General features: G+C 69.6%; 13 protein-coding genes. 9 read left to right on the top strand and 4 right to left on the bottom strand.

What is annotated here, in order from left to right; genetic code table 11:
• Positions 1-202 precede the first annotated feature (202 nt).
• Both ACSHXN_RS40150 and ACSHXN_RS40145 read left to right on the top strand, forming a co-directional pair.
• Positions 203-2092, top strand: coding sequence for an ATP-binding cassette domain-containing protein (locus ACSHXN_RS40150; protein WP_438305948.1), 1890 nt, complete (start codon positions 203-205; stop codon positions 2090-2092).
• A 207-nt stretch (positions 2093-2299) separates the two neighbouring features.
• On the top strand, positions 2300-2755 hold the full coding sequence (locus ACSHXN_RS40145) for a tellurite resistance TerB family protein (RefSeq protein WP_220296027.1): 456 nt from the start codon (positions 2300-2302) through the stop codon (positions 2753-2755).
• Positions 2756-2809: 54 nt separating this feature from the next.
• Here ACSHXN_RS40145 and ACSHXN_RS40140 read toward each other — a convergent pair whose 3' ends face one another.
• From ACSHXN_RS40140 to ACSHXN_RS40130, 3 genes are all read right to left on the bottom strand, one after another.
• Positions 2810-3742, bottom strand: a complete 933-nt coding sequence (locus ACSHXN_RS40140; RefSeq protein WP_356114393.1) for a M56 family metallopeptidase — start codon at positions 3740-3742, stop codon at positions 2810-2812.
• Between the two features lie 6 nt (positions 3743-3748).
• On the bottom strand, positions 3749-4138 hold the full coding sequence (locus tag ACSHXN_RS40135) for a BlaI/MecI/CopY family transcriptional regulator (protein WP_355138345.1): 390 nt from the start codon (positions 4136-4138) through the stop codon (positions 3749-3751).
• 125 nt (positions 4139-4263) lie between these two features.
• Complete coding sequence (locus tag ACSHXN_RS40130) at positions 4264-4485, bottom strand: twin-arginine translocase TatA/TatE family subunit (RefSeq protein WP_355138343.1); 222 nt, start codon at positions 4483-4485, stop codon at positions 4264-4266.
• 164 nt (positions 4486-4649) lie between these two features.
• On the opposite strand from ACSHXN_RS40130, the gene ACSHXN_RS40125 reads away from it, so the two are divergent.
• From ACSHXN_RS40125 to ACSHXN_RS40095, 7 genes are all read left to right on the top strand, one after another.
• Positions 4650-5567 carry an ion transporter gene (locus ACSHXN_RS40125; RefSeq protein ID WP_438305946.1) on the top strand — a complete coding sequence of 306 codons (918 nt, stop codon included), beginning with the start codon at positions 4650-4652 and terminating at the stop codon, positions 5565-5567.
• A gap of 325 nt (positions 5568-5892) precedes the next feature.
• Entirely contained in the window at positions 5893-6363 is a 471-nt protein-coding gene (locus ACSHXN_RS40120; RefSeq protein ID WP_355138475.1) for a cation:proton antiporter regulatory subunit, read from the top strand.
• Positions 6364-6368: 5 nt separating this feature from the next.
• Positions 6369-7631: a cation:proton antiporter gene (locus ACSHXN_RS40115; protein ID WP_356294113.1), complete on the top strand. Its 1263-nt coding sequence runs from the start codon at positions 6369-6371 to the stop codon at positions 7629-7631.
• A 506-nt stretch (positions 7632-8137) separates the two neighbouring features.
• Complete coding sequence (locus tag ACSHXN_RS40110) at positions 8138-10300, top strand: phosphocholine-specific phospholipase C (protein ID WP_356114391.1); 2163 nt, start codon at positions 8138-8140, stop codon at positions 10298-10300.
• 261 nt (positions 10301-10561) lie between these two features.
• Positions 10562-11710, top strand: coding sequence for an N-methyl-L-tryptophan oxidase (gene solA, locus ACSHXN_RS40105; protein ID WP_356114390.1), 1149 nt, complete (start codon positions 10562-10564; stop codon positions 11708-11710).
• Positions 11711-12112: 402 nt separating this feature from the next.
• On the top strand, positions 12113-12922 hold the full coding sequence (locus tag ACSHXN_RS40100) for an alpha/beta hydrolase (RefSeq protein WP_383357997.1): 810 nt from the start codon (positions 12113-12115) through the stop codon (positions 12920-12922).
• Positions 12923-13044: 122 nt separating this feature from the next.
• Positions 13045-13914 carry an alpha/beta fold hydrolase gene (locus tag ACSHXN_RS40095; protein ID WP_438306534.1) on the top strand — a complete coding sequence of 290 codons (870 nt, stop codon included), beginning with the start codon at positions 13045-13047 and terminating at the stop codon, positions 13912-13914.
• A gap of 101 nt (positions 13915-14015) precedes the next feature.
• Here ACSHXN_RS40095 and ACSHXN_RS40090 read toward each other — a convergent pair whose 3' ends face one another.
• The gene (locus ACSHXN_RS40090; protein ID WP_383357998.1) at positions 14016-14543 is read right to left on the bottom strand and encodes a TetR/AcrR family transcriptional regulator; all 528 of its coding nucleotides are present in this window, start codon (positions 14541-14543) and stop codon (positions 14016-14018) included.
• Positions 14544-14595: the final 52 nt, after the last annotated feature.

Genomic DNA, 14595 nt, shown 5'->3' with positions numbered 1-14595 from the left:
GCATCTGCTCCGGCGTTTCGGCCACACCCGCGTGCGGCAACTCCCCCGCGAATCCTGGGTCCATGCCGCCTGCACGGGCCCCATTTCGCTTGCCCATGCGGATTTCACGCCGACCGAAATACGTGTGTTCGAGTTGCAGGCCGGTTTCGTTGACCTCGATGTCGCCGCAGCGCGTCCTCGACATCGATCCGGAGGAGCCCCATTGGCCTCGACAGAAACCGCACATGACCAGGCCGGCCGTGTCCCCCCACCACCGCCCGCCGAGATCACGTACACCGGTGAGTACTCCATCAACCCACTGGGTGAGGCATCGTTCGGCAAACTGTGCGCGCAGATCCCGACCGTGCTGCGCCGCATCGTGCGTTTGGCCTGGCGCATCGACCGCACGGCCGTCGCCCTGTTGCTGGCCTGCCCCGTACTCACCGGTGTCGCCGCCGCCGTCCTCCTGGCTGCGACCGCCCGGGCCATGCACCCCCTCCTCACGGACGGAACGGTCACCGACCGATTGCACCAGGCTGCCCCCGCGCTCGTGGTCGTCGGGATCGCCGCGGGCCTCGCCCGCGTCACAGGCACCGTCGCCACCTATGCCGAACGACGCATCACGCCGCGACTGACGACCGAGACGGACACGGCCCTGGTCGAGGCGGTCTGCCGTGTCGAGGCCTCCGCACACACCGTCGACGGCTTCTCCGATCGCCAGGAAGCCGCGGAGATGGGCGTGATCCGCACCCATGTCATGGTCACCGACGCTCAGCGTTTCCTGTCCGCCCTCGTGAAGATGGTCACCGCCTCAGCGGCGATCTCCGTGCTCAACCCGCTGCTGCTTCCCCTGCTGCTGCTCGCCGTGCTCCCTGCCGGTGTCGGCGCGGTCCTGACCGCGCGGGTGGACTACGAGATCCACTACGCCAACGTGGCCGACCGCAACGTACGCGGCATGATGCGCTGGTGGTCCACGACCCCCAAGTACGGCGACGAGGTCCGTGCGAACTCGATGACGGACTACCTCGTCTTCTGGTACCGGTCGCTGTCCGAGCGCTGCGACACCCGCACGCTGGCCGCCGCTCCCCGCACCCTGCGCATCGGCCTGCTGTCCTCGCTGGCCGCCGGAGTGTTCCTCGTCGCCACCTGGGGCGCGCTGGCGTGGCTGGCGGTGACGGGCAGGATCGCACTCGCTCTCGCCGCGACCGCCGTCGTCGCCGTGCAGACGACACTCGCCGCCCTCTCCCAAGTGATCGTCAACGGCGCTGCGCTCTTCCACACCAGCCTCTACCTCACCGACATGCAGGCCTTCCTCGACGACGCATCCGCACGCGCCCCCAGGCGCGGCCCACTCCAAGTCGACACGCCGGTGGCCGAGATCCGCCTGGAGGAGGCCGTCTACCAGTACCCGGGCAAGGACAAACCTGCCGTCGCCGGCGTCTCGCTCACGCTGCGCCGCGGTGACATCCTCGCGGTCGTCGGCGCCAACGGCTCCGGCAAGTCCACGCTCACGCGCCTGATCACCGGGATCTACCTGGCCGACAAGGGCCGTGTCACATGGAACGGCATGGACCTCGCCGAGGTCGACCCTGAGTCCGTCTGGCGACAGACCGGGCTCGTCCCGCAGATCTTCGCGCAGTGGCCGCTGCGTGTGCGGGAGAACATCACCCTGGGACAACCCCGCACCCACCACGACGACCCCGTCTGGGAAGCCGTCGACGCGGTCGGCCTGCGCGAGGCGATCCAGGATCTCCCCACCGGCCTCGACACCCTCCTCGCCCGTGAAATCTTCGGCGGTGCCGAACTCTCCGGCGGGCAGTGGCAGCGCATCGCCTGTTCCCGTGCCCTGTATCGGCGTCCGGCCCTGCTCATCCTCGACGAGCCCACCTCGCAGATGGACCCGCGCGGAGAGCACCGGGTCTTCGAGCGGATCAAGGCGATCGCCGCCGACCGCATCACCATCGTTGTCACACACCGCCTGGAGAACACCAAACTCGCGGACCACATCGTCGTCCTCGAACACGGCCGCATCACCGAACAAGGCCGCTACGACGACCTCGTCCACGCCGGAGGCCTCTTCGCCGAACTCCTCGCCCTGTCCAGCGACCGCTGACCCTCACCGCGGCGCCCCGGTACCGGCGGCGGAGCGGTCACCGCCGAAATCCTCGACGGAACAGGCGACTTCCCGAAAGACACGCCGATAGCGAAGGCGGGCCCGGAATCGTCCCGTCGCCCCGTGCAAGCTTCTACAAAAATGTAGAATCAAGGGAGTCCGGGCTGCGCATGCGGCACGGACTCCCGTTCGAGACCTGGAGCGTTCATGGCCCTGTGGGACCGCATCAAGGAATCCGCTGCCACCATGCAGACCCAACTGGTGGCGAAGAAGAACGATCTGAAGAGTGGCGCCTTCCGCGACGCTTCCATGGCGATGTGCGCGCTCGTCGCGGCCGCGGACGGCACCATCGACCCGTCGGAGCGGCAGCGCGTCGCCCAACTCATCGCCACGAACGAGGTGCTGCAGAACTTCCCCGCCGACGACCTGCGCCGTCGCTTCGAGGACAACCTCGCCAAACTCACCGCCGACTTCGCCTTCGGCAAGGTCAGTGTGCTGCAGGAGATCGCCAAGGCGAAGAAGAAGCCCGCCGAGGCCCGCGCCGTCATCCAGATCGGCATCGTCATCGGCGGCGCCGACGGCGACTTCGACAAGGACGAGCAGGCCATCGTCCGGGAGGCGTGCTTCACCCTCGACCTCCCGCCGCACGAGTTCGACCTGTAATCGCGACGCATCCTCGACACGAGCCGTGCCGCCTCGAGCGGCACGGCTCGCCCGCTACCAGGGCGTGGCCGTCTTGAGCACGAGGAACAGGGTGACGGCGGAGTTCGCCGACGACAGCGCGGACACCATGGTGCCCGCCGCGGCGGTCCACACAGCCAGGCCCACCGCGGTGAAGGCCGGCGGCCAGGCACGCACGGCGGGAGGCGGCCCGAGCAGCGCGGCCACCCGGCGCGGGACGGGGCCGCCCGAGGCCACTGCGGCAAGTGTCGCCGCAGGGGCACCCCGCGAGACCAGCGCCGCCTTGCCGATCGTCTGCGCCATCACCCGACGACTTCCCAGCCGGGCCGCCGCCTCCTCGTCCGCCCACCGTTCAACGGTGTAGGACACCGCCGTGCACAGGGGCCGAAGAAACCAGTTCGCCTGCGCCGCCAGCCGCACCACCAGCAGGAACCGGTGATGGTGGCCGGCCAGATGCACTCGCTCGTGGGCGAAAAGAGCTCGCCGCTGCTGCCCGCTCAAGGAGGCGAGCATGGCCGTGGACACCACGACCCGGCCCCGCCGGCCCCCGGGCAGCGCATACGCATAGGGCACCTCGTCCGGCAGCACCGCCACCGACCTCCTCGGCAGCCCGGCAAGCGCCTCTTCGGCCCGCCGCCGGACCCGGTGGTGACGCCACAGCACGCGCGAACAGGCGGCCATCACAGCGAGTAGGGCGGGAATGGCGGCCGTTCCCGCGACTTCGTCATAGGGGACGGCATCACGGACCTCCTCGTCCGACCAGCCGTCCGGCAGCGGGTTGCCCGGCAGTTGCGCGGTGCCCACCACCATCAACAGCGCGAGGCACACCGTGCTGCACAGGGCCAGGACCCCCGCCGCCACCGACAGCAGCCATGTCGCGGTCCGCGGGTGCAGATGCTGCTCGGCCAGCCGCGCCACCGGCCAGGCCGTCAACGGCAGCACCAGCGGCAGGAAGACGAACACCCCCATGAGGCTTCAGTCTTCTCCTTCCGGGCCGAGCGGGCCCAGCAACTGCCGCAGGAGACGCTCGTCATCGGGCTCCAGAGAGGTCACGAAGCGGGCCAGCACGGCCTCCCGGTCGCTCTCGCCGTCGAGCAGCTTGCGCATCTTGCGTGCGGCGAGCCCGGCCTGGTCCGAGACCGGCGTCCATACGAAGGACCGCCCGACCCGCTCCCGGGTCACCGCCCCCTTGTCCAGCAATCGCGTCAGGATGGTGACCACGGTCGTGTAGGCGAGGTCTCCGCCGAGACGCTCCTGTACCCAGCCTGCCGGCGCGGGGCCGCGCGCCTCGCGCAGGGCCGACAGGACCAGCCCTTCCAGCTCACCCTGCCCTCGCCGCCGGGGACGCTGTCGCCGGTCGCTCACGTCCTCTCCCTTCCGCCAGTCACCACGTCACAAGCGCTAAATCGTAAGCCCCGCAGCGCACCTTCCGCCGAGCAGCAGCAACCGACCACACGTCATCCGGTCGCACGGGCGAGCCGGGTGCGGTGTCAGTCCCGAGCGGGCCGGTCGTCGCGCCGCAGGACGGTGCCTTCGACGACCTGTCCGGCGTCCGGTCCCGCAGCGGAGTCCTGCTCCTTCAGCGCCCTGGCCTCGCTCTTGAAGATCCGTGTGGCCTTGCCCGCGGAACGCGTCAACTCGGGCAGCTTCTTCACCCCGAGCACGACGACCACCACGAGGAGCACAAGCGCCAGCTCACTCAGGCCGAACATCAGATCAACTCCCTCTCCGCGAACGACGACCGGCCGGCACATCGGCGCGGGCCACTGTCTACTACATTACTGTAGAAGTCTCGCGCAGAGCGCGATCTCTCAACAAGCCCGCCTTCCGGCCCGGATGGCCGGGAACAGTGTGCTGCACGGAGGAACACAGCGGGATGACGGACGGCGCTCCGACCATGCGGCCGACCCCGTTACGGGCCACGGCACAATGGTGCCGCGCGGTCACCGAGGCACGGTGGTTCGCCGTCACCGTCTTCTGCCTGATCCTCGCCAACGCCGCACTGCTCGGCATGGAGACGTACGCCGGATTGGCCACGGTCTGGCGCGGCCGGCTGGGCCTGGCCGAGCACATCTGCGTGGCCGGTTTCACCGCGGAGATCCTGTTGCGTCTGGGCGCACACGCGGACCGCCCCCGCGACTTCTTCCGCGACCCGTGGAACCTCTTCGACCTCGCCGTCGTACTGAGCACCTTCCTGCCCGTCGTCCGCGAGAACACCACGGTCCTACGGCTGCTGCGCCTGGCACGTGTGCTGCGCACGGCCCGGTTCCTGCCCCAGCTGCGCATCGTCCTCGTCGCCGTCGGCCGCAGCCTGCCCGGCACCGTCAGCTTCCTCCTCGTCGGCGCCCTGCTGCTGTATCTCTACGCGATGGTCGGCTGGGTCCTCTTCGCTCACCACGACCCGGAGCACTACGGCTCCGTCGGCCGCGCAGTCCTCACCCTGTTCCTGCTCATGACTCTCGACGGCATCACCGACGCCGTGCACGCGGGCCTCGAGGTCTCTCGCTGGAGCCTCCTCTACTACGCCTCCTACGTCCTGCTTGCTTCCTTCGTCCTCGTCAACGTCCTCATCGGAGTCGTACTGACCTCCCTCGAGGAAGCCCGCCACATGGAACAGGACCCCTCGCCGCCGGCGCCTCGACCGGCATCCGTCCCGGTCGCGCAGCAGGCGCTGCTCGAGCGCGTCATCATCGCCCGTCGCGCCCTGGACGACCTCGAACGCGAGCTCGCCGGCGCGTCGCCCACCTCGTCCGACACGGAACGGGCCGTCCCGTCCTCCGGCGGGCACACGTAGCCCCCGGGGGCAGATCCGCGGCAACCGGGACTCGGGCCGCGTGAGATAGATCACTTGAATGTCGACGGCCATGGTCTTCCGGTAGCCCGAGCCGCGTTGATCGATCGGCAGCAGCGGAAGCCGACCGAACCAAGGTGACGACGAGGATGCGGCCCCTCTCCGGCTCCCTCGCCCACAGGCCGCGGAGCCCGCTGCCGGCCGACCGTCCGCAAGTGGGCACCTTCGGCCGTATCCGAGGCAGCCGTTAAGGTGGCATCAAGATTTTCCAAAGAGACGGTCAAGGACATCCGCTCGGACAGGAGGGGCAACCGTGGGCACCACGCGAATGAGCAGTACGCCGTTGCCGGGGATCGGCGTGCGCTACGACCTCACCACGCGAGAACAGCGTCGCCTGTCGGTGGTGGCCCACCGCGACGGTTCACGAACGCTGAGTGCCTACCAGGATGACGATCCGGACGCGTGTGCTTTGTCGGTACGACTGACCTCCGGGGAGGCGGAGACGCTCATCGACGCGATGATGCCCCAGCATCACAGCTCGAGTCTGCTGTCGACCACCGAGCTCGGACTGGTCGCCGAGCGGATCGAGTTGGCGGCGACGTCGTACTGGAACGGGCGGGTGCTGGGCGAGACGCGGATGCGCACGGAGACCGGCGTGTCGATCGTGGCCGTGCTGCGCCGCGCCGAGGCGATCCCCTCTCCCGGACCGGACTTCCGGCTGGCCGGCGGTGACACGCTCATCGTGATCGGCACGCGCGAAGGTGTGGATGCCTCGGCCGCGATTCTCGGACGGGACTGATCGCGGTGCACTCCTCTGCGGTGTTCCTGACGGAGTTCGGCGCGATCATCCTCGGTCTCGGCCTGCTGGGCCGATTCGCCGCGCGCTTCCGGTTCTCGCCGATCCCCCTGTATCTACTGGCCGGTCTGGCTTTCGGTGAGGGCGGGCTGCTCCCACTGAACACGAGCGAGGAGTTCGTGGCGACCGGCGCCGAGATCGGCGTGATCCTGCTGTTGCTGATGCTGGGCCTGGAGTACACGGCCAGCGATCTGGTCTCCAACCTCAAGACCCAGTACCCGGCCGGGCTGGTCGACATGGCGTTCAACGCGGTGCCCGGCGCCGCGATGGCACTGCTGCTGGGCTGGGGCCCGGTCGCGGCGGTCGTCCTGGCCGGTGTCACCTGGGTCTCCTCGTCCGGCGTCATCGCCAAGGTGCTCGGCGATCTCGGGCGGCTCGGCAACCGTGAGACCCCGGTGATCCTGAGCATCCTCGTGCTGGAAGACCTGTCCATGGCGGTCTATCTGCCGATCATCACCGCGCTGCTGGCCGGGACCGGTTTCGCCGCGGGTGGCATCACGCTGGCCATCGCGCTCGGCGTCGCAGGGTTGGTGCTGCTGCTGGCGGTGCGCTACGGGCGGCACATCTCCCGGTTCGTCTCCAACGAGGACCCCGAGAAGCTGCTGCTGGTGGTGCTGGGTCTGACCCTCCTGGTCGCGGGCGTGGCCCAGCAGCTCCAGGTCTCTGCCGCCGTCGGCGCGTTCCTTGTCGGTATCGCCCTGTCCGGCGAGGTCGCCGAGGGCGCGCACAATCTGCTCGCGCCGCTGCGGGACCTGTTCGCCGCGGTGTTCTTCGTCTTCTTCGGACTGCACACCGATCCGTCCAGCATTCCACCGGTGCTGCTGCCCGCACTCGTCCTGGCCGCCGTCACCGCACTCACGAAGATCGCCACCGGGTACTGGGCCGCGAAGCGAGCCGGAATCTCCGCCAAGGGCCGCTGGCGTGCGGGCGGGACCCTGGTGGCACGCGGCGAATTCTCCATCGTCATCGCGGGACTTGCGGTCACCGCGGGGATCGAGCCCTCGCTCGGCCCACTGGCCACGGCGTACGTGCTCATCCTGGTGATCCTCGGCCCGCTCGCCGCCCGCTACACGGAACCGGTGGCCCTGCGTCTGACGGCCCGGCTCGGCCGGTCGGCACCGAGGGACAGGACACCGGCCGAAGTCCCGGAAGCACGCGGCGAGGAGCTGCGGGAATCGGTGGGCGGGCAGGACACGGTCGGCAGGCGCTGAGCCTGGACGGCGCCGCAGGGCGGGCACAGCCGACGGGATCGAGGCCGCTCACAGGATTGCGTCCAAGGACCCGCCGAGGCGGCGCACGGGGCCGTGGTCTGCGTGGTGTTCGAGTCGGTGGGGTTGCGCTGCCGGTCGAGGAGTGAATGCACCCCCACGAGCGCGCCAACGCGACTCGGCCGGAGTGGCAGTGGTGCACCTTCACGAGCGCGTCAGCGCGCCTTGTCGGAGTGACAGTGGTGCCCTGCCGCGATCACTCGGCCCGTGTCCCGCACACGGTGGGCTTCGTCGGCAAGGACGGGGACCGGCCGCGCCCCGGTCAGGGGCACGGCCGGGGCGATGCGGACCGTTGAGGGCCGCTCCGCACGCGCACGGCGGGTCGAGAAATCTGTGTACCACTCAGCTGTTCTTGGGCGTCCAGCTACTCGCATGTCGGATTCCGGACGCCTTACCGCAAGATCGCGCCACCAGTGTCTCGATTGCCACCGGATCTGGAGGAATCGAGAATGTCCGCACTGTCCCGTAGAAAATTCCTGGGCACCGCCGCCACCGTCACCGGTGCGGCCGCCATGGGTGCCGCGATGCCCGGCGTCGCGGCCGCGAGCCCCGAGCACGGCCACGAGCACGGTCACCACGGCCACAAGCACGGTGACATCCGCGACATCAAGCACATCGTCGTGATCATGCAGGAGAACCGCAGCTTCGACCACTACTTCGGCGCGCTCAAGGGTGTACGCGGCTTCGGCGACCACGCGACGATCCAGCTGCCCGGCGGCAAGTCCGTCTGGGAGCAGCCGAAGACCTTGACCGAGGGTTCCGAGACCCAGTACCCGTGGCGACTGAGCGGCGCGAAGACCTGGGACGGCGCCACACCGCCCAGCCCTGAGATGGGTGCGGCCAACTACGGTGGCACCAGCCACGGTTGGACCGACCAGCACGGCGCCTGGTACGGCGGCCTGATGAACGGCTGGTACTACGCCAAGGGCGGCCCGACCACGCTCGGCTACCTGGACCGCAAGGACCTTCCGTTCCACTACGCCCTCGCCGACGCCTACACGGTGGGTGACGCGTACCACTGCTCCGTGCTCAGTGCGACGGGCCCGAACCGCACCTACCTGTGGAGCGGCACGATCAACGCCGCCAAGAAGCACGGCACCTTCACGGCCAACGACGGCGGCGACGAGCGCGGCAAGTTCCTGCCCTGGGAGTCCTACGCCGAGACGCTTCAGCAGGCGGGCGTCAGCTGGCGGGTCTACCAGTGCGCCGACGACTACGGCGACAACGGCCTGGAGTACTTCAACACCTTCGCCAAGCTGGACCCGACCCAGGGCGGCACGGCCGCTCCGGGCAACGTCTACTACGACAACGGTGTCAAGAACGTCCCCGAGCCGGCCACCGGCCTCGCGGGCAACGCCGACAACATCAACGCCGCGATCCGCGAGGACGTGGTGAACGGCACGCTGCCGCAGGTCAGCTGGGTCGTCAACAACCAGTTCTTCTCGGAACACCCGGTCACCTCCCCGAGCAACGGCGCGTACTTCCTCCGCGGTGTCCTCGAGGCGCTGAACGCGGACCCGGAGGTTTTCAACTCGACCCTGGTAGTCATCAACTACGACGAGAACGACGGCCAGTTCGACCACGTTCCGCCGCCGCTGCCGGCGCCGGGCGAGGAGGACGAGTTCGTCGCCGGCACCATGAGCCAGTACGGAGTGAAGGAGCCGCTGCCGGTCGGTCTCGGCTTCCGCGTGCCGCTGGTGCTCATCTCGCCCTGGACGCGTGGCGGTTGGGTCACCTCCGAGGTCTCCGACCACACCTCGGTCATCCAGTTCATGGAGAAGTGGACCACCGCGATCGGCAAGCCGGCCGTCAGCCCCAACATCAGCAAGTGGCGCCGCAAGGTCTGCGGTGACCTCACCGGGGCCTTCGACTTCACCTCACCGGTCTACGGGCTGCCCCACCTGCCCGACACCGGGGACCTGATCCCCGAAACCCGCTACACCCCGCTGCCGGGCGACAACACGATGCCCACGCAGGAGAAGGGCAGCAAGCCGGCCCGTCCGCTGCCGTACCAGCCGAACGCCAACCTGACCGGGTTCGCCCACGGCACGGCGGAGCTGGCGTTCTCCAACGAGGCCCGGTTCGTCACCAAGGCGAGCCACTTCGCCGTCTACAACAACCTGGGCGGCCTCCCGACGCTGGCCGAGTACCCGGCCAAGTTCCCGGGTCAGTACACCGTCGAGGCCAAGGGCACGGTCAACGGAGTCGGCCCCGTGGGCTCCTCCGAGAGCGACACCGCGTACGACCTCACCGTCACGGGCCCGAACCGGTTCCTGCGCCGCTTCATCGGTGACGCAGGCACCGCCGGCAAGGACCTCGTCGTCGAGGCGAGCTACTACGACGGCCGGTCGACTGCGCACCCGAAGCTGAAGCTGGCGCTGCGGAACAACGGCCACAAGCCGGTGACGTTCACCATCACCCACAACCGCTACGTCTCCGGCGCCCCGAAGAAGGTGCGGGTGGCCTCCCACAGCAGTGAGGCGTGGGCCGTCGATGCGCTGGAGATCAGCAACGGCTGGTACGACGTGACCGTCACGGCCGACTGCGACCACGGCTGGTCCCAGCGGTTCACCGGTCACCTGGAGACGGGCAAGGCCAGCATCACCGGCTGACCCGGCCCCCCTGCGAGCACCATGCCTTCCCGCCTGTTCCCGTGACGGCGGCCGTCCCACCGCCCCGGACCACGAGCAGATCGTGGCCGGGGCGGTGACGCCCGCCGATAGTCCGCGAACGACTCACGCGCCTTGAACGACCCGCCGTCGCCCGTGGCCGGAGCGGCCGATCAGAGCCCACGCCGCCGCCGATCTTCCCCTTGACCTCGCTGTGTAGGGTGAGCCCAGGTCAGGGGAGCGAGCGTCGGGGGCTGTGCGGACATGGACGTGATCGTGGTCGGCCTGGGGGCCATGGGCAGCGCCACGGTCCATCAGCTCGCGCGCCGTGGTGTCGAGGTGCTGGGTATCGACCGCCACAGCCCGCCGCACACGTTCGGCTCCAGCCACGGCGAGACGCGGATCACCCGCCGGTTGACTCTGGAGGGCGCGGAGTATGCGCCCCTGGCGGTGCGCTCCCACGAGTGGTGGCGGCGGATCGAGGCGGAGACCGGAGTCTCGGTGCTCACCGAGTGCGGCGTTCTGAGCCTGTCCGACCTTGCCGTCGACCCCGGCGCCTTCGCCGTCCACGAAAGGGCCGCGGCGGCCTTCGGCATCGAGTACGAACTGCTGGACGCGGCCGCGTTGCGAGACCGGTTCCCGCAGTTCCGTGTGGACGCAGGTCGCGTGGGTCTGCTGGAGCCCGGTGGCGGTTTCGTCCGGCCCGAAGCGGCGATCAACGCCCAATTGGAGCTGGCGGAGCGGTACGGCGCGCAGCTTCATCGCGGGGAGCGGGTCCTCGGGGTCGAGGCCACGGCGTCGGCCGTCACCGTCCGCACCGACGCGGCCACGTACACCGCCGACCAGGTCGTGCTGTGCGCGGGTGGCTGGCTGGCGGGCCTGCTCGACGATCCCGGCCTCGCCCGGCTCTTCGGTGTCTACCGCCAGGTCCTGCACTGGTTCGAGCTCGAGGGCTCCGGGCAGGACTTCGCCCCCGAGCGACTTCCCACCTATATCTGGGAAGGGGTGAGCCGCCCGGAGGAGTACTTCTACGGGTTCCCGTCCGTCGACGGCGCGACGCTCAAGGTGGCCACCGGGCAGCTCGATCACCGCACGCCGAGCCCGGACCAGCTCGATCGCCTCGTCGCTCCCGGGGAGGCGGCCGCCTTCCACCGGACCATGATCAACGGTCGGCTGCCGCAGGTGTCCGCTCGCGCCGCACGCTCGGAAGTGTGCATGTACACCGTCACACCGGACGAGGCCTTTGTCATCGACCGTCTGCCGGGCCGGGAGCGGGTACTGATCGCCTCCCCCTGCTCGGGCCACGGCTTCAAGCACTCCGCGGCGATCGGCGAGGCGCTGGCCGAATCGGTCACGGACGGCACCTCCACCATCGACCTCACGCCTTTCGCGCTCAGCCGCTTCGCCAGGTAGTCAGGCGGACCGCACGCCTTTCGCGCTCAGCCGCTTCGCGAGCCAGTCGGGCAGATCGCCCGGGAGCGCCGGCACGGGTGAGGTCCGATCGCGGAACTGGACCGCTCCCCCGCTGCGAGTAGCGGCAGGGGCGTTCCGGCGCGCGCCGAAGGCTTGTACGCGCGCCACCGGCGGAACCTCAGGGCGTCCGGGCTCCACCGCTCATCGGCTCAAGAAGCACGGTGGCCCCGGTCTGCCCGACCACATCCGCCCGTCATCCACACCAGGCCGGCTCTCCCACCACGCGGGGCGTTGCGCCCTGCGCCCTGAATGTGACGCAGCCGTCCCCCGGCTCGCTTGCTCCGGGCAACGATCCCCGCCTATCGTCTGGGTGGACAGAACGTTCTATCTACTGGAGTTCCGATGACTGGCACCTCACCCGCCCGCACTGTCGTGCTGATCCACGGGCTCTGGATGACCCCGCGCAGCTGGGAGGGATGGACCGAGCGCTACCGGTCGCAGGGACACCGGGTCATCGCCCCCGCCTGGCCCGGGCTCGACGGCGAGGTCGAGGAGATCCGGCGCGACCCCTCCCGTATCGCCGGGGTGGGCCTGCGCGAAGTGATCGCCCGCTACGAGGAGGTCGTCCGCAGCCTGGACGAGGCACCCGTCATCATCGGGCACTCCTTCGGCGGGGCCGTCACGCAGATCCTGCTGGACCGCGGCCTCGGAAGTGCCGGCGTGGCCATCGACTCGGCACCTGTCAAAGGGGTCCTTCCGCTGCCCTACTCCACGCTGAAATCGGCCTGGCCGGTCCTGGGCAACCCCGCCAACAAGAACAAGGCCATCGCCCTGACGCCGCGGCAGTTCCACTACGGCTTCACCAACACCCTCAGCGAGGAGGAGTCCGCCGTCGTCAACGAGCGCTACCAGGTGCCGGGATCGGCCCGTGTGCTCTTCCAAGGGGCATTCGCCAATTTCAACCCCCGTGCCGTCACGAAGATCGACGCCCGCAACCCGCGGCGTGCTCCCCTGCTGCTGATCGCCGGTGAGAAGGACCACATCGTGCCACCGAAGGTCAACAAGGCCAACTGGCGCCTCTACCGGAAGTCTCCGGCCGTCACCGAGTACCACGAGTTCCCCGGCCGCTCGCACTTCATCATCGGCCAGGACGGATGGGAAGAAGTCGCCGACTACGCCCTCGACTGGGCGACTCGCCACAGCCGCAGCTGACACACCGCTGTCCGCGCTGCCGCCCTCGAACTGCGCGGGTCGGTTCCCCTCCCCTGGCCGAGGCCGCCCCCCCACTCTCGACGGACAGCACCAGCAGTCCGTCGCCCAACGATCCAAGGAGAATCCCGGTGTTCAACCGCCCGGTCCGACGTGCCGTCCTCGGCGCAACCGGCCTCGCTCTCGCCGTAGGCCTCGCCACGACCGCCTCAGCCGACCCGACGCACCACGCCGGTCACCACGCCGGCCATCACACCGCGGCCAAGCCGACCGTCGTCCTCGTGCACGGCGCCTGGGCCGACTCGGCCGGATGGAGTGGTGTCGTCAAGCGCCTTCAGGCCGACGGCTATCCGGTCACCGCCCCGGCCAACCCACTGCGCGGCCTCAGCAGCGACTCCGCCTACCTCGCCGACTACCTCAAGACGATCCACGGTCCGATCATCCTGGTCGGCCACTCCTACGGAGGCGCGGTCATCACCAACGCCGCCACCGGCAACCCGAACGTCAAAGCACTCGTCTACATCGCCGCCTTCGCACCCGACAAGGGCGAAAGCGCCGCGGCTCTCAGCGTGAAGTTCCCGGGCAGCCACCTCAGCGACGACCCCGACGCGCCCGTCCCCACGGCCCTCAACGCCGTTCCCTTCACCCAGCCCGACGGCAGTACGGGCACCGACCTGTACCTCAAGCCCGACAAATTCCGCGACGTCTTCCTCAGCAACCGGCTCAGCAAGGCCGAAGCCGCGGAGCTCGCCGCCACCCAGCGCCCCGCCGGCGCAGAAGGCCTCGGCGAGCCCTCCGGCACGCCTGCCTGGAAGACCATTCCCTCGTGGTACCTCGTCGCCCGCGCCGACCATGCCATCCCTGCCGCCGCCGAACGGTTCATGGCATCGCGCGCGCACGCCCACACCACCGAGGTCGACGCCCCCCACGCCGTCCAGCTGACCAACCCGGGCACCGTGACGAAGCTCGTGGAGCGCGCCGCGACCGCCGAGTAACACTGCTCCGCCCACCGGCCTCCGCCCGACTGCTCGACGGGGCGGGGGCCGGACGCGTGATGCCGGGCGGACCTCACACACCGGGCGGGAAGCGCCGGTGGTCAGCCCGCGGCCGCGAGTGAGGCGACGCCGTGCACCAGGGTGTCGCTCGCCTTCTGCGGATCGCTCAGATAGCCGGCCACCATGGCGCCGTCCCGCAGGGCCACCATGACGTCGGCCGACCGCACGGCGTCGGCCGCGCCGGTCTGCGCGAAGGCGTCCTGCAGCACTTGATGGAACCAGGAGCGGTGCGTCAGCACGGCCTGATGGATGGCGCTGTCCTGGTCCGGGTATTCGGCGGCGGCGTTGATGAACGGACAACCGCGGAAGCCCGCACCGCACAGTTCCTCCCCGACACCCCGGGCGACTGCCTGCAGGAAGACCGCCGGGTCATCGATCTCCTTCTGGGCGGCGGCGATGCGGGCACGGATCTGCTGATCGGTTGCTTCGAGGTAGGCCCGGACGAGATCGTCCTTGCCGTCGAAGTGCCGGTAGAAGGTCCCCCGGGCGACATCCGCTTCCGCCATGACCCGGTCGACACCGACGGCCCGGATGCCCTCGGTGTAGAAGAGCCGGCTCGCCGTGCTCAACAGCCGCTCACGCGCTTCCGAACGGCGACCCGATGCAGACATTGACTTCGAC

It is taken from the genome of Streptomyces sp. HUAS TT11 (genome assembly GCF_051553595.1).
In the GTDB taxonomy this organism is placed as follows: Bacteria; Actinomycetota; Actinomycetes; order Streptomycetales; family Streptomycetaceae; genus Streptomyces.
The sequence above is the reverse complement of the archived record's forward strand: the minus strand, read 5'-3'. Positions and strand labels throughout refer to the sequence as shown.